The sequence below is a fragment of the Vibrio comitans genome (assembly GCA_024346835.1).
GTDB lineage: Bacteria > Pseudomonadota > Gammaproteobacteria > Enterobacterales > Vibrionaceae > Vibrio > Vibrio comitans.
Genome location: AP024866.1, coordinates 2,620,643 through 2,640,544 on the forward strand (window position 1 = coordinate 2,620,643; position 19,902 = coordinate 2,640,544).

General features: G+C 43.6%; 19 protein-coding genes and 1 tRNA gene. 11 read left to right on the forward strand and 9 right to left on the reverse strand.

What is annotated here, in order from left to right; genetic code table 11:
* The first annotated feature begins 21 nt into the window (after nt 1–21).
* Together OCU46_RS11990 and OCU46_RS11995 are read left to right on the forward strand one after the other, a co-directional pair.
* Nucleotides 22–1,287 (forward strand): inorganic phosphate transporter, encoded by a 1,266-nt coding sequence (locus OCU46_RS11990; protein ID WP_141270799.1) that lies wholly within the window; start codon nt 22–24, stop codon nt 1,285–1,287.
* A 156-nt stretch (nt 1,288–1,443) separates the two neighbouring features.
* Entirely contained in the window at nt 1,444–2,055 is a 612-nt protein-coding gene (locus OCU46_RS11995) for a TIGR04211 family SH3 domain-containing protein (protein WP_141270800.1), read from the forward strand.
* 47 nt (nt 2,056–2,102) lie between these two features.
* Here the strand turns inward: OCU46_RS11995 and OCU46_RS12000 are convergent, their stop codons facing one another.
* Together OCU46_RS12000 and OCU46_RS12005 are read right to left on the reverse strand one after the other, a co-directional pair.
* Nucleotides 2,103–2,927 (reverse strand): general secretion pathway protein GspB, encoded by an 825-nt coding sequence (locus OCU46_RS12000; RefSeq protein ID WP_141270801.1) that lies wholly within the window; start codon nt 2,925–2,927, stop codon nt 2,103–2,105.
* Nucleotides 2,927–4,558, reverse strand: coding sequence for an ExeA family protein (locus OCU46_RS12005; protein WP_141270802.1), 1,632 nt, complete (start codon nt 4,556–4,558; stop codon nt 2,927–2,929). Before OCU46_RS12005 ends, OCU46_RS12000 begins: the two co-directional genes overlap by 1 nt.
* A gap of 165 nt (nt 4,559–4,723) precedes the next feature.
* On the opposite strand from OCU46_RS12005, the gene OCU46_RS12010 reads away from it, so the two are divergent.
* Nucleotides 4,724–5,956, forward strand: coding sequence for a multifunctional CCA addition/repair protein (locus tag OCU46_RS12010; RefSeq protein ID WP_141270803.1), 1,233 nt, complete (start codon nt 4,724–4,726; stop codon nt 5,954–5,956).
* A gap of 72 nt (nt 5,957–6,028) precedes the next feature.
* On the opposite strand, the gene OCU46_RS12015 is transcribed toward OCU46_RS12010, so the two are convergent.
* Genes OCU46_RS12015 through folB form a run of 3 tightly spaced genes read right to left on the reverse strand, consistent with a single transcriptional unit; the run spans nt 6,029 to nt 7,694 of the window.
* Nucleotides 6,029–6,832 (reverse strand): undecaprenyl-diphosphate phosphatase, encoded by an 804-nt coding sequence (locus OCU46_RS12015; RefSeq protein WP_141270804.1) that lies wholly within the window; start codon nt 6,830–6,832, stop codon nt 6,029–6,031.
* Nucleotides 6,829–7,338 (reverse strand): 2-amino-4-hydroxy-6-hydroxymethyldihydropteridine diphosphokinase, encoded by a 510-nt coding sequence (folK, locus tag OCU46_RS12020; RefSeq protein ID WP_141270805.1) that lies wholly within the window; start codon nt 7,336–7,338, stop codon nt 6,829–6,831. The genes OCU46_RS12015 and folK overlap by 4 nt, the downstream gene beginning before the upstream one ends.
* Nucleotides 7,335–7,694, reverse strand: a complete 360-nt coding sequence (gene folB, locus OCU46_RS12025) for a dihydroneopterin aldolase (protein WP_017031336.1) — start codon at nt 7,692–7,694, stop codon at nt 7,335–7,337. Before folB ends, folK begins: the two co-directional genes overlap by 4 nt.
* A 172-nt stretch (nt 7,695–7,866) precedes the next feature.
* On the opposite strand from folB, the gene plsY reads away from it, so the two are divergent.
* Nucleotides 7,867–8,460: a glycerol-3-phosphate 1-O-acyltransferase PlsY gene (plsY, locus tag OCU46_RS12030; protein WP_141270806.1), complete on the forward strand. Its 594-nt coding sequence runs from the start codon at nt 7,867–7,869 to the stop codon at nt 8,458–8,460.
* A gap of 55 nt (nt 8,461–8,515) precedes the next feature.
* On the opposite strand, the gene OCU46_RS12035 is transcribed toward plsY, so the two are convergent.
* Nucleotides 8,516–9,151 (reverse strand): alternative oxidase, encoded by a 636-nt coding sequence (locus OCU46_RS12035; RefSeq protein ID WP_141270807.1) that lies wholly within the window; start codon nt 9,149–9,151, stop codon nt 8,516–8,518.
* Nucleotides 9,152–9,324: 173 nt separating this feature from the next.
* Nucleotides 9,325–10,344 carry a tRNA (adenosine(37)-N6)-threonylcarbamoyltransferase complex transferase subunit TsaD gene (tsaD, locus tag OCU46_RS12040; RefSeq protein ID WP_141270808.1) on the reverse strand — a complete coding sequence of 340 codons (1,020 nt, stop codon included), beginning with the start codon at nt 10,342–10,344 and terminating at the stop codon, nt 9,325–9,327.
* Between the two features lie 221 nt (nt 10,345–10,565).
* On the opposite strand from tsaD, the gene rpsU reads away from it, so the two are divergent.
* The 5 genes from rpsU (at nt 10,566) to OCU46_RS12065 (ending at nt 15,268) form a co-directional block, all read left to right on the forward strand.
* Nucleotides 10,566–10,781, forward strand: a complete 216-nt coding sequence (gene rpsU / locus OCU46_RS12045) for a 30S ribosomal protein S21 (protein WP_001145625.1) — start codon at nt 10,566–10,568, stop codon at nt 10,779–10,781.
* A gap of 25 nt (nt 10,782–10,806) precedes the next feature.
* On the forward strand, nt 10,807–11,250 hold the full coding sequence (locus OCU46_RS12050; protein WP_141270809.1) for a GatB/YqeY domain-containing protein: 444 nt from the start codon (nt 10,807–10,809) through the stop codon (nt 11,248–11,250).
* Nucleotides 11,251–11,336: 86 nt separating this feature from the next.
* Entirely contained in the window at nt 11,337–13,100 is a 1,764-nt protein-coding gene (gene dnaG / locus OCU46_RS12055) for a DNA primase (RefSeq protein WP_141270810.1), read from the forward strand.
* 96 nt (nt 13,101–13,196) lie between these two features.
* The gene (gene rpoD / locus OCU46_RS12060; protein WP_141270811.1) at nt 13,197–15,041 is read left to right on the forward strand and encodes an RNA polymerase sigma factor RpoD; all 1,845 of its coding nucleotides are present in this window, start codon (nt 13,197–13,199) and stop codon (nt 15,039–15,041) included.
* Nucleotides 15,042–15,192: 151 nt separating this feature from the next.
* Nucleotides 15,193–15,268: transfer RNA gene (locus OCU46_RS12065), tRNA-Ile, on the forward strand.
* Nucleotides 15,269–15,501: 233 nt separating this feature from the next.
* Here the strand turns inward: OCU46_RS12065 and OCU46_RS12070 are convergent.
* Nucleotides 15,502–15,699: a helix-turn-helix domain-containing protein gene (locus tag OCU46_RS12070; RefSeq protein ID WP_141270812.1), complete on the reverse strand. Its 198-nt coding sequence runs from the start codon at nt 15,697–15,699 to the stop codon at nt 15,502–15,504.
* 304 nt (nt 15,700–16,003) lie between these two features.
* Between OCU46_RS12070 and OCU46_RS12075 the strand changes: the two genes are divergently transcribed.
* Complete coding sequence (locus OCU46_RS12075) at nt 16,004–16,324, forward strand: hypothetical protein (protein ID WP_141270813.1); 321 nt, start codon at nt 16,004–16,006, stop codon at nt 16,322–16,324.
* Between the two features lie 949 nt (nt 16,325–17,273).
* Nucleotides 17,274–18,293 (forward strand): hypothetical protein, encoded by a 1,020-nt coding sequence (locus OCU46_RS12080; RefSeq protein WP_141270814.1) that lies wholly within the window; start codon nt 17,274–17,276, stop codon nt 18,291–18,293.
* A gap of 302 nt (nt 18,294–18,595) precedes the next feature.
* Here the strand turns inward: OCU46_RS12080 and OCU46_RS12085 are convergent, their stop codons facing one another.
* The gene (locus tag OCU46_RS12085) at nt 18,596–19,516 is read right to left on the reverse strand and encodes an IS5 family transposase (protein WP_141270815.1); all 921 of its coding nucleotides are present in this window, start codon (nt 19,514–19,516) and stop codon (nt 18,596–18,598) included.
* Nucleotides 19,517–19,902 lie beyond the last annotated feature (386 nt).

The following is a 19,902-nucleotide window of genomic DNA, read 5'->3' on the forward strand; positions in this document are numbered from 1 at the left end:
ATTAATATCAAAGGATATTTAATGGATATTCTAGCTAACTACGGCACAATACTTTTGATTGCTGCTGCCGTGTTCGGTTTTTTGATGGCTATCGGTATCGGTGCCAACGACGTCGCAAACGCAATGGGAACCTCGGTAGGTTCTAAAGCGTTAACCGTAAAACAAGCCATCATTATCGCAATGATTTTCGAATTCGCCGGTGCTTACCTTGCCGGTGGTGAAGTAACTGACACTATTCGAAAAGGTGTTATTGATACCACTTTGTTCGTCAATACCCCTGACCTACTTGTGTTCGGTATGATGTCAGCATTGCTGGCAGCTGGTACTTGGCTACTGCTTGCCTCTTATATGGGCTGGCCTGTATCAACCACTCACTCGATTATCGGTGCCATCATTGGATTTGCACTAGTTTCGGTGGGTTCTGAAGCGGTTGATTGGGGATCAGTACAAGGCATCGTGGGTAGTTGGGTTATTACGCCATTCATCTCCGGATTATTTGCCTACTTTATTTTTATCAGTGCGCAAAAATTCATATTCAATACCGAACAGCCTCTGCAAAATGCTAAGAAATATGTACCTGTATACATGTTCTTAACTACGATTGTTATTGCTCTAGTAACCATCAAGAAAGGTCTTAAGCACGTAGGCTTGCACCTAACAAACGGTGAAGCTTGGTTCTGGGCAGTTGCTGTATCTTTATTGGTAATGTTCGTAGGTTACCTATACATTCAAAAACGCTTCAAGCTTGATCATGACAACCATGAACACAGCTTTACTGGTGTAGAGAAAGTATTCAGTACCTTAATGGTTATCACCGCTTGTGCGATGGCATTTGCCCACGGCTCAAACGACGTTGCTAATGCGATTGGTCCATTGTCAGCTATCGTTTCGACCATTCAAAACATGGGTGAAATTAGCGAGAAGACTAAGATTGCTTGGTGGATTCTACCTCTTGGCGGTATCGGTATCGTAGTCGGTCTTGCGACTATGGGTCACAAGGTAATGTCAACGGTAGGTACAGGTATCACTGAACTAACTCCAAGCCGTGGCTTTGCAGCGCAGCTTGCAACAGCAAGTACTGTAGTTCTAGCTTCTGGTACTGGTTTGCCAATTTCAACGACTCAAACCTTAGTTGGTGCGGTACTGGGTGTAGGCTTTGCACGTGGTATTGCAGCACTTAACCTTGGCGTCGTGCGTAACATCGTAGTGTCTTGGGTTGTGACACTTCCTGCTGGTGCTTTACTCGCAATTGTGTTCTACGAAATCATGTTGATGATTTTCGTCTAAGAAAAATGTCAAGGGTCTGTCATATTTTGACAAACTTACGTTAGAGAGGGGGCATTGCCCCCTCTTTTAGTTGCAGGCAACCTCGAATCTACTTACTATTTAGTCATTGACGGAATGCCATTCCTCACCTGAATTTGATTTTCTGAAGGACGCACAGTGAAAAAACTTTTTTTAATCGCTCTTGCTGCTGTGATGACAGCACCAGCAGCGTGGGCTCAGACTCGCTATATTTCTGACAACCTGTTTACCTATATGCACTCAGGCCCAAATGCACAGTACCGAATCATTGGTAGCGTAGACGCGGGAGCAGCGGTAACCCTAGTGCAAACAAATAAAAACAGTGGTTACACTGAAATTGTTGATCAACGTGGTCGCAAGGGTTGGGTTGAGTCAAAGTATGTAACCAATACAGAAGGCATGGCAACACGCATGCCGCGACTAGAAAAAGAACTCGCACAAGTAAAAGCTGAGTTGGCTGGATTTAACGAAAAAGCAGAGCAAGAACAAGAAGGTTTGGTTCGTTCTCTAGAGACTCGCAATACGCAAATTTCTGAGATGGAAGTAAACTACAAGAAAGTCAGTGACCAACTACTTTCTGCACAAACTGAGGTTCGTGAACTTCGTGCTCGCTTAGATACTCAAAAAGAAGACCTTCTGCTGAAATACTTCATGTATGGTGGTGGTGTAGCTGGCCTAGGTCTATTGTTTGGCCTATTGCTTCCACACGTTATCCCTCGTCGTAAGAAGTCTCCTAACGGCTGGGCATAAACCCAATCACATAAAAAAAAGCTGCCGTAGGCAGCTTTTTTTATGTCTTATCCCTGCCAGTCGTACAGAGCGGGGATTTCTATCTTCTCTCCAGAGAACTCAACCACGATATAACGTGGTGCTATTTCCACTATTTTGATGTTACCTTCAATTGAGTCCCCTTCCTGTAGCTCACTACCATTCACTTTCACCCAACGATGCTTTGGATTGCTGGCGTACATATGAGTTTGCAGATTCAATGCAGGTAAACGCCCTCTAAAGCGCTCACTGTCTTTATCTAACTCAGCCACTTGCACATTACTCAGCTCATCTTCATTAATTTCTTCCACGTGATAGTCGGATGGATTATCAAGCACGCTGGCTACACTACTCGCAAGCTCAGGAGAAAGACCAGAAAGATCCAACTCAGGTAAGCTCCACTCCCCTTCAGTTCGAACAGGCTCGGGTAGAGACACGTTATCTATCGTCATTGCTGGCTGCGGCTCAGGCCTTGATGGAGACGCTACAATCTGAGTTTCTTGCTCAATTCTAGGTAAAGGGAGAAGCGCAACAGGCGGCTTTGCAGGAAGAAAGGCCACATTCAGGTTAGGCTCAATAACCCGAGTTACCTCGCTATATGAAGCACTCTCATCCACAAGAAAGCGATTAAGGGACGGCGTTAAACTCTCGGCTAACGCTTGGGTCAGTGAAGAGTTGGCTAACATAGCGTGGCCCGCAACTCCTAAGCCTAGCCCGGCGACTATCGCAATCACCAATCTTGCCTTGCCGATACCTGATTGAGTTTTCTGGGTAAGGTTAGACATATTCGTCAATGTAGAAGTCTGTTCAAACTGTTTTTGAGATTGCTCGAGAGCCTTCAGTACTTGTGACATTACATGCCCTCCCTGGCATCACCCAGTAATCTCGGTGCTTTTTCACTAGTCAATCTATCGAGTTGGCGCAAGGTTCGATTACCTGCAACTCCATCAGCATCGAGTCCCTGCCAGGATTGAAATGCTGAAACTCGCTTTTGCAAAGCACCGTTATAGACTGCCGTATTTAAAGGTTTTGCATTTAAAACCTTTGCCAGAAGCTCATCTAGGATCAGAACTTGCTCGCCAGAACTATTTAGTCTTAACGTTTGCAGTATTTCGCTATACCACAAATATCTAAATTGCCCTTTCCAGTGCTCATCCAACCATGTGATCGGTAGTTGTACACGCTCTCCTGCGAGCAATAACTCCACACTATCATTATGAATGCTTCTTAATACCGCAAAGTAAGGCTGTTGCTGTTCATATAAAGTCAGCACAACGGGTCTATTGGAAGCGACAATTTCTGGGAGGTCTGCAGCACCTTGGAAGCAATGAAATGGAGGTTGTGTACCATACTCACAATCCGCATCAACGATTGAGGCGTTGTATCCCCACAAACGATACAAAGACTGCATAGCACTCATTGGAGAGCGACTCTGCTCAATCAGTTGAGTAAAACGTTGCTGCTTTGCATTCGCCGCTTGATTTAACTCGTTCATCTCACTTTGCAATTGCAGAGACTGTTGCTGCTGTACTTGATGCTCAGTTTGCAGAAACTGCCACTGCTGCCAAGCCGTTAAGCCAACATAAGAGCTACCCGCTACCACTAACGCCAGCAAGGTTGGCGATAACCAATTATTGGATTTCGATTTGATTGGCTGTGATTGATGAAGCGCTGGAGCTTGATAAGCCAGAACATCCTCACACGCTTTAGCTGCCACCTTATGGTCAACGGAACGCTGCTGAGTCAGCATCGCGTAATGAAGTGCTTTATCACAGATTAAATTGATAAGGCGTGGAATGCCTTGTGAGTGAGAGGCGATGATTCGAATTGCTTTATCCGAAAATAACGCGTCATTCACTCCTGATATACGTAGGCGAAACCCTATGTAATCTGAAATTTCCTTCTCAACTAACGGCAGCAAATGATAGCGCCCTGTAATGCGTTGCGCCAACTGCCGCAGTTCTATCGTCTGCAGTTTATGTTGCAACTCCGGTTGCCCTACAAGCAACACTTTGAGCAACTTGTGGCTGTCCGTTTCTAAATTAGTTAACAGACGCAGTTGCTCTAGTACCTGTCTAGACAAGTGCTGTGCTTCATCAATTAACACCAAGGTCTGTAAACCTTTCTGGTGATTATCTAAAAGGTAATTATTGATGATTTGAGAAAGTTGCTTGAGGCTTGTGGGCTGCTCATAAGAAAGAGAGAACTCATCACAAATAGCTTCAAGTAGCTCTATTTCAGAAAAGGTAGGGTTAAGGATTAGGCCTGCGACCCAGTTACCCTCAAGGTTAGCCAGCATCGCCTTTGATACGGTAGTTTTACCTGTTCCAACCTCTCCCGTCAGCATAGCAAAACCGCCGCCACTGTTGAGGCCGATCTGCAGGTGAGACAAAGCCTCACGATGACGTGCACTCAAAAACAGATACTTTGAGCTAGGAACAATTGAAAACGGCTCTTCTACAAAGCCAAAATAATCCTTATACATTCAGAACTTCTATCGACACTTCTTTTTCTACTACGGCCAAGCTACCATTGAAACTAAGAAAGTAAAGTAAACCTTTGTAGGCAAGTGATACCAATAGCTGTGTATTGGGTTCCCAATAAGCTACTCACATCATTTGTCCCCATATGCCATAAAGAGGAAAATCAATTGCAAACCTATCTAGTGGGTGGAGCAGTCCGAGATCGACTGCTGAATATCGACAACTATGACCAAGACTGGGTTGTAGTTGGAGCTACACCTCAAACGCTATTGAGCCTTGGCTACCAAGCTGTCGGTAAAGACTTCCCTGTATTCTTGCATCCAGAAACACATGAAGAATATGCACTCGCTAGAACCGAACGAAAGTCAGGCGCTGGCTACACCGGATTTGATTGCTATTTTGCCGAGGACGTCACCCTTGAAGAAGACCTAATACGCCGTGACCTCACTATCAATGCCATGGCGCAAGATAGCAAAGGAGAGCTCTATGACCCTTATGGCGGGCAACAAGATATACAAAATAAACTACTTCGCCATGTGTCCGATGCCTTTGTAGAAGACCCCCTGCGCGTGCTTAGAGTGGCTCGATTTGCCGCAAAACTGCACCACCTTGGATTTAGCGTAGCCCAGGAAACACAAACGTTAATGCGTGAGATTGTAAAATCTGGAGAGCTAGAAGCCCTGACCGCTGAGCGCGTTTGGCAAGAGTGGCAAAAGTCGTTACAGACGCAAGATCCTCAAGTTTTTGTTCAGGTTCTGCAAGATTGTGGAGCCTTAGAAGTTGTCATACCTGAATTAAGCCGACTGTTTGGAGTTCCACAAACAGAAAAATGGCATCCTGAGATTGATACGGGCATTCATACCATTATGGTTGCTAAGCGCGCCTCCGAGCTAACCATAGAGCCAGAGATCCGCTTTGCCGCGCAAATGCATGACCTAGGCAAAGGCGTGACGCCAGAGCAGGAATGGCCAAGTCACAAAATGCACTGCCATACGGGATTAAAGATCATAGATAAGCTCTGTAAGCGTTTGAGAGTGCCTAATCAATATAAAGAACTGGCACTGCATGTTTGTAAGCAACACTCTAATATACATAGAGCTCAAGAGCTCAAGGCTTCAACTCTACTGCGAGTACTAGATAGCTTTGATGTGTGGCGTAAGCCCGCGGTCCTAGAGCAAGTATTGATAACCTGCCAAGCGGATTCACAAGGGCGTCTTGGGCATGAATCCACACCATATCCGCAACGAGATTACATTAAGGCTGTCTATCAATCCGCGGTTTCTGTTAACGTGCAGCAAGTGATTAAAGATGGTTTTGCAGGGAAAGAGATCCGTGAGGAGCTAAACCGTCGCAGAGTGGATGCTATTGATGAGATAAAGCAAGCTTGGCAGTGGGACTAAACCCCATAGTTTCCCAAGTAAAACATAAAAAAATCCCCGCTTAAGCGGGGATTTTTATCATGCAATCAAAATTTACTGACTCAGCAAGAATGCAAACAGACCTGCACCAAGAAGCAATCGGTAAATGACAAACGGGGTCATACCCATGCGCGAGATCAGCTTCAAGAAGTAGTGAATACAGATATAAGCACTAATAAATGACACTAAAATACCGGTACCCAATACACCTAAGTGCATCGGCTCAGGGCTAAGCGCCAACTTAGTACCAAGGTATCCACCCGCCAAAGTGATGATAGGAATAGACATTAAGAAAGAGAAGCGAGCTGCAGCCTCACGAGTAAAGCCTAGGTATAGCGCCGCTGTAATCGTCGCGCCAGAACGTGAAGTCCCCGGGATCATTGCCATCGCCTGTGCAATACCAATAACTAGCGTTTTCTTCCAAGTCGCTTGATACTCATTAATCTCAAAGCTTGATGACTTATCAGCATGCCACAGTAAAAGACCAAAAATAATAGTGGTACAAGCAATAACCCAAGCACTGCGCAGGTAAAGCTCAATCAGATCGTTCAGGAAAAGTCCTGCAAGACCAGCAGGGATAGTTGCAAGGATGATCATCCATGCAAGCTTAGATTCTTTGTTGTGTTGCTGCTTGAACACCGAGCCAAAGAATGCACGCAAAAGGGTGACAACTTCGCTTCTAAAATAAAGAACCACAGCCAACAGTGTTCCCACATGCACAGCTACGTCAAAGGCTAGCCCTTGATCTTCCCAGCCCAAAACCGCTGAAGGCAAAATAAGGTGAGCAGAACTCGAGATTGGTAAAAATTCAGTTAGGCCCTGAATTAAGGCCAGCGCAAAGGCTTCAAAATAGCTCATTGATAATCATCACTTAAGTTTAAAGATGTAGCAGTAAGATTGGACATACCGCCTATAGATTGAAATTCTTGTTCCCAAATTTGTCCTACTGAGCGCCCATCGCAAGGCACGATCCGTTCAGGACACAGCTCATACAAGGGCTGAAGTACAAAATTGAACTTGAAGATATCGCGTCTTGGTAACTGAGGAGACTGCTGTGATACCTCCTCACCAAACAAAAGAATATCGATATCCAGTGTTCGATCTTGCTGCTTTACCGCATTTTCTGGCCTGCCATAAGCCACTTCTAGGGCTCGCAACCGACGTGAGAATTCAGGTAATGCCAAATTGGTATCCATACCGACCACGAAGTTATAAAACTCCGCACCATCAAAGCCTGTAGCTGGGCATCGGTAAATCGTCGAGACTTGGAGATTAACACCCAAACGTTGCAACTCTATGATCGCGGCTTGAGCGTGCTTATCACGCTCTATATTTGTCCCAATACCTAAATAGGTTTGGGTCACAGCGTGCCTCGCTCAATAACTACACCAACGCTACTCGCCTGTGGAACAGCACCGGGTTTACGCAGCTTGATTCTCAGCCAAGGTACATTAAATTGATTCATGATTAACGCCGCCACTTCTTCAGCAACTCTCTCTACTAATAGAAAGCGACCATTTTGAATGTGAGCAAGCACCGCTTGGCTTACCGAAAAGTAATCCAGTGCATCTTCAACATTGTCACTGTTGCCAGCTGGCTGATTGTTATGAGCCATCTCTATATCAAGCACTAGCTTCTGCTTGATCTCTTGCTCCCAGTCATACACGCCAATGGTAGTAATAACCTCAAGCTGCTCAATGAAGACTCTGTCCTGATTCATGATTTCGATTCCTTTAGTGCCTCTTTCTGCAACTTATGCACGTAAACTAAGCGCAATGGCAAAGATTGAGGTCGGATAAGCCAAAAGTATAAAAAAACGTAATATACTACATCAAATACCCAACTATCATCCTGAATAAAGCGGTAATCGCTACAAAGTGTAAAGGATCTCTATGTCTGCAACGGTTTTACTCATGATCATCCTAGCCTATCTATTAGGCTCGGTGTCGAGTGCCGTCTTGATTTGCCGTGTATTTAAACTTCCTGATCCTCGCACTGCTGGCTCCAATAACCCTGGCGCCACCAATGTGCTACGAATTGGTGGAAGGCTACCTGCTGCATTAGTACTAGTGTGCGACATGGCAAAAGGAACCATACCGGTCTGGTCAGCTTACTACTTAGACATAGAACCCGTTATGCTCGGATTAATCGGTATCTCCGCGTGTATTGGCCATATCTACCCCATCTTTTTCCATTTCAAAGGAGGCAAAGGCGTCGCAACTGCTGTTGGCGCTATTGCCCCCATCGGCTTGGATTTAACGGGTATGTTAATGGGGACCTGGCTAGCTACGGCTGTTATCTCTCGATATTCATCGTTAGCGGCACTGGTAACTGCGCTAGTCGCACCGTTTTATACCTGGCTTATCAAACCGCAATACACCTTACCTGTAGCTATGCTGTGCTGCCTTATCATTTGGCGTCATCAAGAGAATATTAAGCGTTTGATGGCAGGGAATGAACCTAAGGTTGGCTCAAAAAAAAAGTGACCATTGAAGCAAAAAACCAGCCTCTGTAGGCTGGTTTTAAATGAATTGCTGCTTGTTAACTTTGATGTGCAGGCAAGTCTTTCGCTTGATAGGAGTCGGCAAACTCATGGTTTCTATCTCTATGCTTTGCTTCATCTTCACGAATTAACAAAATCACATCTCTTAATCGCGCATCAGCAGGCAAATTGTAGTACTTGATAGCTATCTCAGGAGCGGCAACATTTTCGACCACTTCGTTATCAATCTTCTCTAAGTATTCGGTATAGCTTTTACACGCTTCTTCTTCAAAATAACCCACAATGCGATGAGCGATTTTTGACGATAAAAGGTAAAGCACACCATAGACAACAATAAAAGTGCCTTGCCCTAGCAACACGAGCAAACGCTCGATCCAGCTTGGCTTGGCAATATCTAAAAAGATCATCAAGTGCATACGTTCATTTTCAGCTTCGTCCAATAACTCTCGAATCCAACCTTCATCATCTTTCATGCGGCGCAGAGCTTTAAGGTGATTAAACATACCTGCAACCATTCCTGGTACGGCTGCAATCGTCTCTAGGATAACCGCACGTTTAGCGTATTTATTCCCATAGAAAATGTTCAGTGTGAACTTTAAGACCTGAGTGATCTTGTAAGCAATGTAGTCACTGGCTTTAGTTGCGCTTCGATGAGTGATCTTGAATCCCGTCATATGGTGTTCGCCTTTCTCATAAATAAGATACATTCAATATACAACTTAATTGATCTAGATCAAGCTTTAATTAAAATTAATTTTAATGTTTAAAAAATATTTTAACCATGGAACTCAGACATAAAAAAACGCCCTTCGATGAGGACGTTTTAGTTTCTTAGTTCAGCCAATAATTAGTCAGCGATAGGCTTTAGCTGATCGATTGGCCAGCGAGGCTGAGCCTTAACGCCTAGATCAGAGGTTTCACCGTTTTTAAGGCGTTGCATTCCAGCATAAGCAATCATCGCACCATTGTCGGTGCAGAACTCTGTGCGTGGATAATAAACCTCACCACCCATTTTCTTCGCCAAAGTTTCTAACTCAATACGCAACTGCTTATTTGCACTTACACCACCAGCAATAACAATACGCTTCATTCCTGTTTGCTGCAGTGCTCGCTTGCATTTAATGGCTAAGGTAGCGCAAACCGCTTCTTGGAACGCAAAAGCGATATCGGCGTGAGTCTGATCATCATTGTCATTGGCAGCAATGGTGTTGGCAGCAAAGGTTTTCAAACCCGAAAAGCTCATATCCAGCCCAGGTCTATCGGTCATTGGACGCGGAAACTTAAATCGGCCCGGAGTGCCCTTTTCGGCTAAACGAGAAAGCAATGGGCCACCAGGGTAGTCTAAACCCATTAACTTGGCGGTCTTATCAAAGGCCTCACCAGCGGCATCATCAATAGATTCACCTAGAATCTGATACTCACCTATCCCTTTCACTTCCACTATCATGGTGTGACCACCAGAAACTAGTAGCGCGACAAATGGAAACGGCGGTGGATTATCCTCAAGCATTGGAGCGAGTAAGTGACCTTCCATATGGTGAACAGGCACAGCAGGCACATCCCAAGCATAGGCGATACTGCGGCCTATAGTGGCGCCAACCAAAAGCGCACCGACCAAGCCAGGTCCTGCTGTATAAGCAATACCATCAATATCATCTGAGGTTAAATCAGCATCTTTTAGTGCTTCTTTAATCAAAGGAATGGTTTTCTTTACATGATCGCGAGAAGCTAATTCCGGAACAACGCCACCGTAATCGGCGTGTAGCTTCACTTGGCTATACAGCTGATGTGACAGTAAGCCTTTCTCACCATCATAAATAGCAACTCCCGTCTCATCACAGGAGGTCTCAATACCTAAAATACGCATAAATTTCTCGCGACTTCATTAATGTGCGGCAAGTTTACCTTGTCCTATTTGTTCAAACAAATAATTGATCGTTTTCTCCGCAATAAAGTGCTTTACAAACACAGTCACTTCGGATTAAAATTCCGCACCATTTTTGATCAAACTGGTATTTCCCCCTGCAAGTTTATTTGCCCGGAAAGTGGAATCCAGTATTAACGAATAACCCCTGAGGTGAAAGGCATATGCCAGTAGTTAAAGTACGTGAAAACGAACCGTTCGACGTAGCTCTACGTCGCTTTAAGCGCTCTTGCGAAAAAGCAGGTATTCTTTCTGAAGTGCGTCGTCGTGAGCACTATGAGAAACCAACTACAGTTCGTAAACGCGCTAAAGCAGCAGCTCAAAAGCGTCACGCTAAGAAGCTAGCTCGCGAAAACGCACGTCGCGTTCGTCTTTACTAATCCCCGATTTAATTAGGAATTAGTAATGGCTCTTATTGATAATCTCAAAGAAGAGCAAAAATCTGCGATGAGAGCCAAGGACAAAGCGCGCCTTGGCACTATCCGTTTAGCTCTAGCAGCAATTAAGCAACGTGAAGTTGACGAGAGAATTACTCTCACTGACAACGACATCATTGCTGTGCTGACTAAGATGGTTAAACAACGTCGCGATTCTGTCGCTCAATTTGAATCTGCTGGTCGTCAAGACCTTGCTGATGCTGAGAAAGTTGAAATTACAGTACTTGAGGAGTTTATGCCTCAACCACTGACTGAAGAAGAAGTTGCTGCATTAGTTGATAGTGCAATTACCGAATCTGAAGCTGCGGGCATGCAAGACATGGGTAAAGTAATGGGCGTTCTTAAGCCGCAAATTCAAGGGCGTGCAGATATGGGTAAAGTAAGTGGTTTAGTTCGTTCTAAACTGGCTTAATCCCACATAAAAATTAAAGCAAGCCGTGCTATTCTCTGAATGCACGGCTTGTTTGTATCTCGCAACTTGCACTTTCTTTAGGATCTATGGCTGGACATATCCCACGTACCTTCATTGATGACCTACTTGCTCGACTCGATATTGTCGATATCGTTGACGCACGAGTAAAACTAAAGAAACAAGGCAAGAACTACGGCGCTTGCTGCCCATTCCATAACGAAAAAACCCCCTCTTTCAGCGTTAGCCAAGAAAAACAGTTCTACCATTGCTTTGGCTGTGGTGTGCACGGTAATGCCATCGACTTTATGATGGAATACGAACGTCTTGAGTTTGTTGAAGCGATTGAAGAACTTGCCTCACATCTTGGTATCGAGGTACCTAGAGAGCAACGTCAGGGTGGATTTAGCAAAGGCCCAACCGCGAATACAGAGCAGAAACGCAGCCTATACGACCTACTAGGTAGTGTTGCCAATTTCTATCGCTCGCAATTAAAAACAAGTGCGGGAAAAACCGCTATTGAGTACCTAAAAAATCGTGGTCTTAGTGGTGAAATAGCACAAAAATTTGAGATTGGTTTCGTACCGGATGAATGGGATTCTGTACGAAAACAATTTGGACAACAAAAGCCAGCACAAGATGCGCTCGTCAGTGCAGGCATGCTTATCGAGAACGATAAGGGTAATCGATATGATCGCTTCCGTGGTCGTGTCATGTTCCCTATACGAGATCGGCGAGGCCGAGTTATTGGCTTTGGGGGCCGCGTCCTAGGCGACGGCACCCCTAAGTACCTCAACTCACCCGAAACCCCTATATTCCATAAAGGTAAAGAGCTTTATGGTTTATATGAGGTCCTGCAAACCCACCGCTCTCCAGAACAAATTCTGGTGGTCGAAGGGTATATGGACGTGGTGGCACTAGCTCAATTTGGCGTAGATTATGCCGTTGCATCCCTTGGTACCTCAACGACTGGCGATCATTTGCAAATGCTATTTCGCCAAACCAGCAGCATAGTTTGTTGTTATGATGGTGACCGAGCGGGTCGTGATGCAGCATGGAGGGCAATGGAAAATGCACTTCCTTATCTCAACGATGGCCGCCAGCTTAAGTTTATGTTTTTGCCTGATGGTGAAGATCCTGATACCTATATTCGTCAACACGGTAAGCAGGCCTTTGAAGAACAAGTTGCCAACGCTACAACCTTGTCTGAATTTATGTTTCAAACCTTGATGCAGCAGGTTGATACCAGCAGCAAAGAGGGCATGGCTAAGCTAAGTACCCTAGCGATCCCGCTAATCAGTAAAGTACCGGGCGGCACACTTCGTATGTATTTGCGTGAGTTACTAGGCCGAAAGTTAGGCTTGGTTGATGAAAGGCAATTGCAGCAACTGATTGCAAAATCAGATGAGCAAGCAACCCGCCCTGCGCCTCATAAAAAGATTGAGCGAACCCCAATGCGTGTGGTCATAGCATTATTGCTACAAAACCCGCATTACGTAGAGTTAATGCCAAACTTAGATTCAATTAGGCAAACTAACCTGCCTGGACTAAGTTTATTACTCGATGTGGTTGATAAGTGTATAAATCATCCCCATATCACCACAGGCCAGTTATTAGAGCACTGGCGTAATCAGAAAGATGAAAGAATTTTGTCACTTCTTGCGAGCTGGGATCTCCCCACTTATAAAGAAGAAGACAATCATGACGATATTTTTTGCGATTCACTGGATAAGGTGATTTACCAGTGCATCGAAAGGCAAATTGAAACCCTACAAGCGAAAGAAAGAAGTATCGGCTTATCAGTCGATGAGAAAAGGGAGCTGCTGGCTTTAATGCTAGAATTAAAAGCATGAGACCCTGAACGCTTGTATTGTAAAAACTTTGCTATAATTAGCGGTCTGCATTTCGCAAACTAGTTCCTTCACCAGACCAGAATTTGGATACCATCTATGGATCAAAATAGGCAGTCACAGCTTAAAGCGCTTGTTCTTAAAGGCAAAGAGCAAGGCTATCTAACTTATGCCGAAGTTAATGACCATCTACCGCCAGAAATCGTCGACTCAGAACAGGTCGAAGATATCATTCAGATGATCAACGATATGGGCATCAAAGTGGTAGAAAATGCCACTGAAATTGATGACGACACGATCAATGACGAAAGCACTGAAGTTGACGAAGATGCTGCGGAAGCAGCGGTTGCCGCTTTAAGTACCGTTGAAAGTGAAATTGGTCGTACTACAGACCCTGTCCGCATGTACATGCGCGAAATGGGTACTGTTGAACTTCTGACTCGTGAAGGCGAGATCGATATCGCTAAGCGTATCGAAGATGGCATCAATCAAGTTCAAGCATCAGTTGCTGAATTTCCTGGCACAATCCCGTATGTTTTAGAGCAGTTCGATAAAGTTCAAGCTGAAGAACTTCGCCTAACAGACATCATTTCTGGCTTTGTTGACCCAGATGATGACGGTACAACAGCACCAACTGCGACACACGTTGGTTCTGAGCTAGCTGAAACTGATCTTAAAGATGAAGATGCAGAAGATGCTGATGAAGATGATGAGGACGAAGAAGAAGATACAGGTATCGATCCAGAGCTTGCTCTAGAGAGATTTACCGAACTTCGTAAAACGTACCAAGATCTACAGTTGGTTTCTAACACCGAAGGCCGCGATAGCGCTGCCTTTAAGGTTGCAACAGCTAAAGTAAACGACGTATTCCGTGAATTCCGTCTTACGCCAAAGCAATTTGATCACCTTGTAAACCAACTTCGCACTTCAATGGAGCGAGTTCGTACACAAGAACGTTTGATCATGCGCCAAACCGTAGAATACGGTGGCATGCCGAAGAAAGAATTCGTTAAGATCTTTACGGGCAATGAATCAAACGAAGCATGGGTAGACCAAACTCTATCTTCAGACGCACCTTATAAAGAAAAGATCCGTCGCAACGAAGAAGACATCCGCCGTTCTATCCAAAAGCTTAAGAGCATTGAGCAAGAGACATCTCTAACGGTTCAGTCTATTAAAGACATCAGCCGTCGTATGTCTATTGGTGAAGCTAAAGCACGCCGTGCGAAGAAAGAGATGGTAGAGGCGAACTTACGTCTTGTTATCTCTATCGCGAAGAAATACACCAACCGTGGCCTACAGTTCTTGGATCTTATCCAAGAAGGTAACATTGGTCTGATGAAAGCGGTTGATAAGTTCGAATACCGCCGTGGTTACAAGTTCTCTACTTATGCAACTTGGTGGATTCGTCAGGCAATCACTCGTTCAATTGCTGATCAGGCGCGTACTATTCGTATCCCTGTGCACATGATCGAGACCATCAACAAACTGAACCGTATCTCTCGCCAGATGCTTCAGGAGATGGGTCGTGAGCCTCTGCCAGAAGAATTAGCAGAACGCATGCAAATGCCTGAAGACAAGATTCGTAAAGTACTTAAGATTGCTAAAGAGCCAATCTCTATGGAAACACCAATCGGTGATGACGAAGATTCGCATCTAGGTGATTTCATTGAGGATACGACTCTAGAGCTACCTTTAGACTCTGCAACGGCAACTAGCCTTAAGTTTGCAACTAAAGACGTTCTAGCGGGCCTAACTCCTCGTGAAGCTAAAGTACTGCGCATGCGCTTTGGTATCGATATGAACACTGACCATACTCTAGAAGAAGTAGGTAAGCAGTTCGACGTTACTCGTGAACGTATCCGTCAGATCGAAGCAAAAGCACTGCGTAAACTACGTCACCCAAGCCGCTCAGAAACTCTGCGCAGCTTCCTAGACGAGTAATCGACAGCAATTACGTTTAAAAGGTGAGCACTAGCTCACCTTTTTTGTATCTGCCGGTTTGATCGCATAAAAACTATACGTAAATCAGTACCATTCCCGACTCTTCGTCTAGACACTCCCCCATCCTTCTCATATAATCTTCACCCTATATGGCCCCTTAGCTCAGTGGTTAGAGCAGTCGACTCATAATCGATTGGTCCGCAGTTCAAGTCTGCGAGGGGCCACCATATTCTATAAGGCCTGAGAGTTTTTGCTCTTGGGCTTTTTTTGTTCTGGACTACCTCTGGACTACTTTTCCAAATCATCAAACCTCACCCAATGCTTACTGAACCACCCGCAGTATCCATCTCATTGTCTTTATTTTAGCTTAGTGTAATTGACAAAAAACTGAATGCCTGGACATAAAAAAACCTGACAAGCCGTACTTGCCAGGCAAAATTTGCGATGCCGTTCCCTATTCTTAACCGAGGTTGTGCTTTTGCAAGTACGCTTTCAGTTGGGAAGTCGGGTAACACACTTTACCTTCCATGCGACAGAAGTATGGGCCCCGCCCCTCTGAAGCCCAGTTGGCCAAAGTACCAGAGCTAACTCTTAAAATTTGAGCTACTTCTTTACGCAATAGGTACATTTTGTCTTCCCATGAATATGTTTTGTTCATATTTCTCCTTGGCAGTAAATCAACAATTAACTGAATAACCCGAAGCAAGATCGCCTTAGATTGCTTGAACAAACATTACGAAAGTTAATTTAAAAAGTGGGGATCAGTGTGATTTTTTACGTCTTCACTCTCAAAAATAGCGTTTTCAGGGATTGTAAATGCAAGAAACTCACTTGATGCCTTTGTAAAATTAGCAACCGTCCACCCGAACACCAGCTAGGCGCTTTCGCTGGTGTAAAGATTTGATACGTTAAATGCAGCTGCAGCGAACTCATCAATCATTTACTCAAGGTGGAAAGATAATATGACTAATACAGTTACTATTCTCATTACTCTCTCTGACTTACGTCAGATCCAAGGGCTTCCAGTTGTGCTGTTGCCCGCCTATACCCCAAACGGAAAGCAACCAGAAAGTGAGTGCGCAATTCTCACGAACTGCGCCAACTCGATGAATAAATCACTGTTGTCTATCAATGAGGCAAAAAAATCTCTGTGGTTTACTCACAATGGTTTCCATGAAGAATGGAGACTGAGTGCCGTAGTCGTTGAGATTAATCCTTCTGACCTAAGTTTTAAGGTCTATGGCTTACTGGCATTAAACCACGTTCAATCTCCTAGATACTGAATGAGAGTAAAGCACCTATAAAGTGAACGTAGGTGCTTTTTCTTATGGGTGATAGGACCGATGAGGATTACTGCCCTGCTTCATATGTATCGTCATCAAAGAAGGGGTTATTAAGAATAATGAAGCCATGAGGTGAACAAAAATAGTCACGCTTTAACGATTTCCGTTTCCGCCCTTGTGGTACAAGGCGAATAACACATAACGTTGTCCGTTAGATAACGAATAACGTTATTTAGGATGAGGCACTCTCCCAGGTAAATTGGCTTTACTGTAGAACGTGCACAACACCGAGTATTTCTCTTTTCTTACCGTCTGCGTTTCTTGTTTGGTTCTCTCCCAATAACCAATGAATTGTCGTCGACCGACACGAGGTATCTCCTGATTGAGGTTGGGGTCGTGGGCGAAGATGTCTTCATAGATAGCGAGCAGTCGATTGACCTGTTTACGACGAAAAGGAATTCCCTTTTTAAGGTAAGGGCCATGATAGTGATTATCTGCCTGTACGTGTTCTGCTTCATCATCAGTTCTCCGGTTGTTTGTGAGAACTATGACCTTCTATTTATGGAGCTTAATGATGTTCCCCCTCGTCACTGGAGGAACATACGGTATTGATGTTGATTTAGCCTAAATAGGCATTGGTGATATCAACTCGATGATGCCCAAGTCGCTCAGAGAGCTCTAAACGAACCGCTTTATCCAGTGCCTTGGCTTCTGCAAGTGATAGAGAAAGACTGAATAGAAATGGTGCGATAAACCTTGTTTTGCCTTAAATAAGTACCCACTCGCAAAAATGACACTATGAATCTTAATGCACAGTACTATAAGATACTTTAACATGCTCAACCTATTGCATTTACTTAATAAGTGTATTGGATGCGTAATTTGACCAAAATCTATGCGTTTGCATCAATTACACTAAATTAACTTACATAAGGATTCTTCAAAGCTCATGGCGATACCTTTGCGAAAGTACAATGAAAAGTTAGCAAAACTAAATACTTCATTACATCATGACCCTTCGGCTACTCTTGTCCAATTACGTAGTTTTGCCAAAGAAATAACTAAATGTTTATATGACGTATATTGCTTAGAAAAGCCACTGAACGAAGACTTCCTAAGTTTGCTTACAAACAATGCATTCATTGATATAACTAACTCAAAACTTCGCGATCAGCTCCATTTTTTGCGCATACAGGGGAATAGCGCCACCCACGGTGAGAGTGACCCTAGTCGCACATCCGCGTTGGCGCTGGAGGGTCTAGTTATTGCAAATTACTTATTAAAATATATCTCAATTTGTGATGAGCGGCATGCCTCCGAGATCAAAAAAGATCAGCTACTCTCCGTTCAAAAAGAAAATATGGCTTTAAATAAAACCTTACATGCCCCTTATAGGCCGTTAACTTTCGATAATAAAAGACTATACCGATCATCAGATTTTGCTAATTTAGAATCGGCCAAAGAAATAGGAAGCATTATATTCAAGTCAGAGTCTCCATATGTAAATGATTTATCATCGCTATACCATACAGGATATCAAGATGAGCTTAAGGAGCTAGGCATAGTTTCTTACTCTATATTAAATACTACTCTTTTTGCTCTAAATGAACTTGATAAAATATCAAGGGAGCTAAATATCCCTTTCTATCAAGAAGGAAAAAGCGGCATTGTTTGGGCTCTAAAGGAAGCTAGAGAAGGTAGTATATATAATGAATTTATAGCCTATGCGATACAAACTGTAGGAGATGAAAGTGTTAAAACACTTATCGAAAATGGTATATATGATGTAGTAAAAATCAGTATAGGAGCTGCTTTCGTGTCATTACCTAAACAAGTATTTAATAAAATAAAGAATCGTCAGGAACAAGATAAAACAATAAATAAAGAAACGAATTATTCACGTGTCTATTCTTACGAATGTAATTATACTTATAATGAAAACACTAATTCACCTTACAACTGGAAGTAGGGTGATTAATATAAATACTTTAATATTAATTTGTAAATTAAAACGACTATTCAGCCGACAATTTTTGACCAAACATAACTCAGAACTATTAATGGTTTATTTATACTAAGAACCACTAATACGACTATTACTATTACTATTACTATTACTTAGAATATTATCTCTTACCATTATAATGACCAACTTTTACTTAACTATCACAAGTTAGTCAAACTAGTTTATGTATCCTTAATCTTATAGTTATAGTGGCTTTGTTACTTAATTCAGATAGAAGACATGCCTGGTCCATTGTTGCCTATTTCTTAAACAATGCACTGAGTTTCAGGCATACCTAGCCTAGTAAGTTTATTTAACGCTTTGATCATGGCGTAAGTTTCACCAACTTGTGCATTGTACTTTCGCAGGCTTAACTTCCCACCCAGTAGTTGCTTCACTCGATACATGACTGTTTCAGATAGCGAGCGTTTGTGGTAACCGTATTTTTGTTTCCATTTCTTGTTTGAACCATACAGTTTTTGGCAACCAACAGCTCGATTACGAGGGTGTCCCTGTTCCCAAAAGGCAGCACCATCACGCGGAGGAATGAGAGGAACGGCCTTCCTTACACGAATGGATCGGTGGCATTCCCGAGTGTCGTAAGCACCATCCCCAGAGATTTCTTTAATGGTGCGACGAGTTTCCTTGAGTAGATTTGGCAGCACTTCTGCATCTGTCACGCCTGATAAGGTCAGTTCGGCTGCGATGATCTTATGAGTATCAGTATCGACTGCAAGATGGAGTTTACGCCAAACTCGACGTTTGCCATCTGTTCCATGCTTTTTGACCTTCCACTCACCCTCTCCGTATACCTTGAGTCCCTTAGCATCAATGGCGAGGTGTTGGATAGTGCCCCTAGTAGAGGCTTTGAAGCAAACCTCCACATCCTTAGCTCGGCGGCTTATGCAAGTATAGTGAGGACAAACCAAGGGTATATTTGCCAGCTTAAATATCGAGTTAATAAAGCCTTGAAGTGCCCTTAAAGGTAAAGAAAAGAGGCGTTTTATCATGAGGGCTGTTGTGATAGCGAGGTCACTGAATAGCCGAGGTCTACCGCGTTTACTTTGCTTAGGTTGTTTCCACTCAGCAATCGCTTCTTCGTCAATCCAGAATGTAAGTGAACCTCGATTGATCAGAGAGTTATTGTACTGGCGCCAGTTAGTGGTTTTATATTGCGGCTTGGGCATGAAATCGGAGTCAATAAGAGAATGTCTCTGATCTGATCGTACGATTCTGATTTAGTTCACTCGATTTACGCAACAAAGCCCTATAAAGACTATAAACGCAGCTGCGTTGCTTTCACTAACAGTTTCTGTAAAATCGAAACCCTAAGCTTCAAGGGTTCTATTCTACTCTCTTGGGTAACCATGTAGATACGTCATTAAAGCATAGGTTTTGTGAGCGCTTTCTAACTCAGTATTAGCCCGATGCTTGCTCGGCTTCTAAATACGCGATAGATGGTTGTCTCATTTATATATACAAAAAGTAATACGTGATAAAACATAACCTGCGATTGCTTTGGCATTATATTATTTACGTCTTAACAGGGCGTATATTATTGATTGGAGTTTGA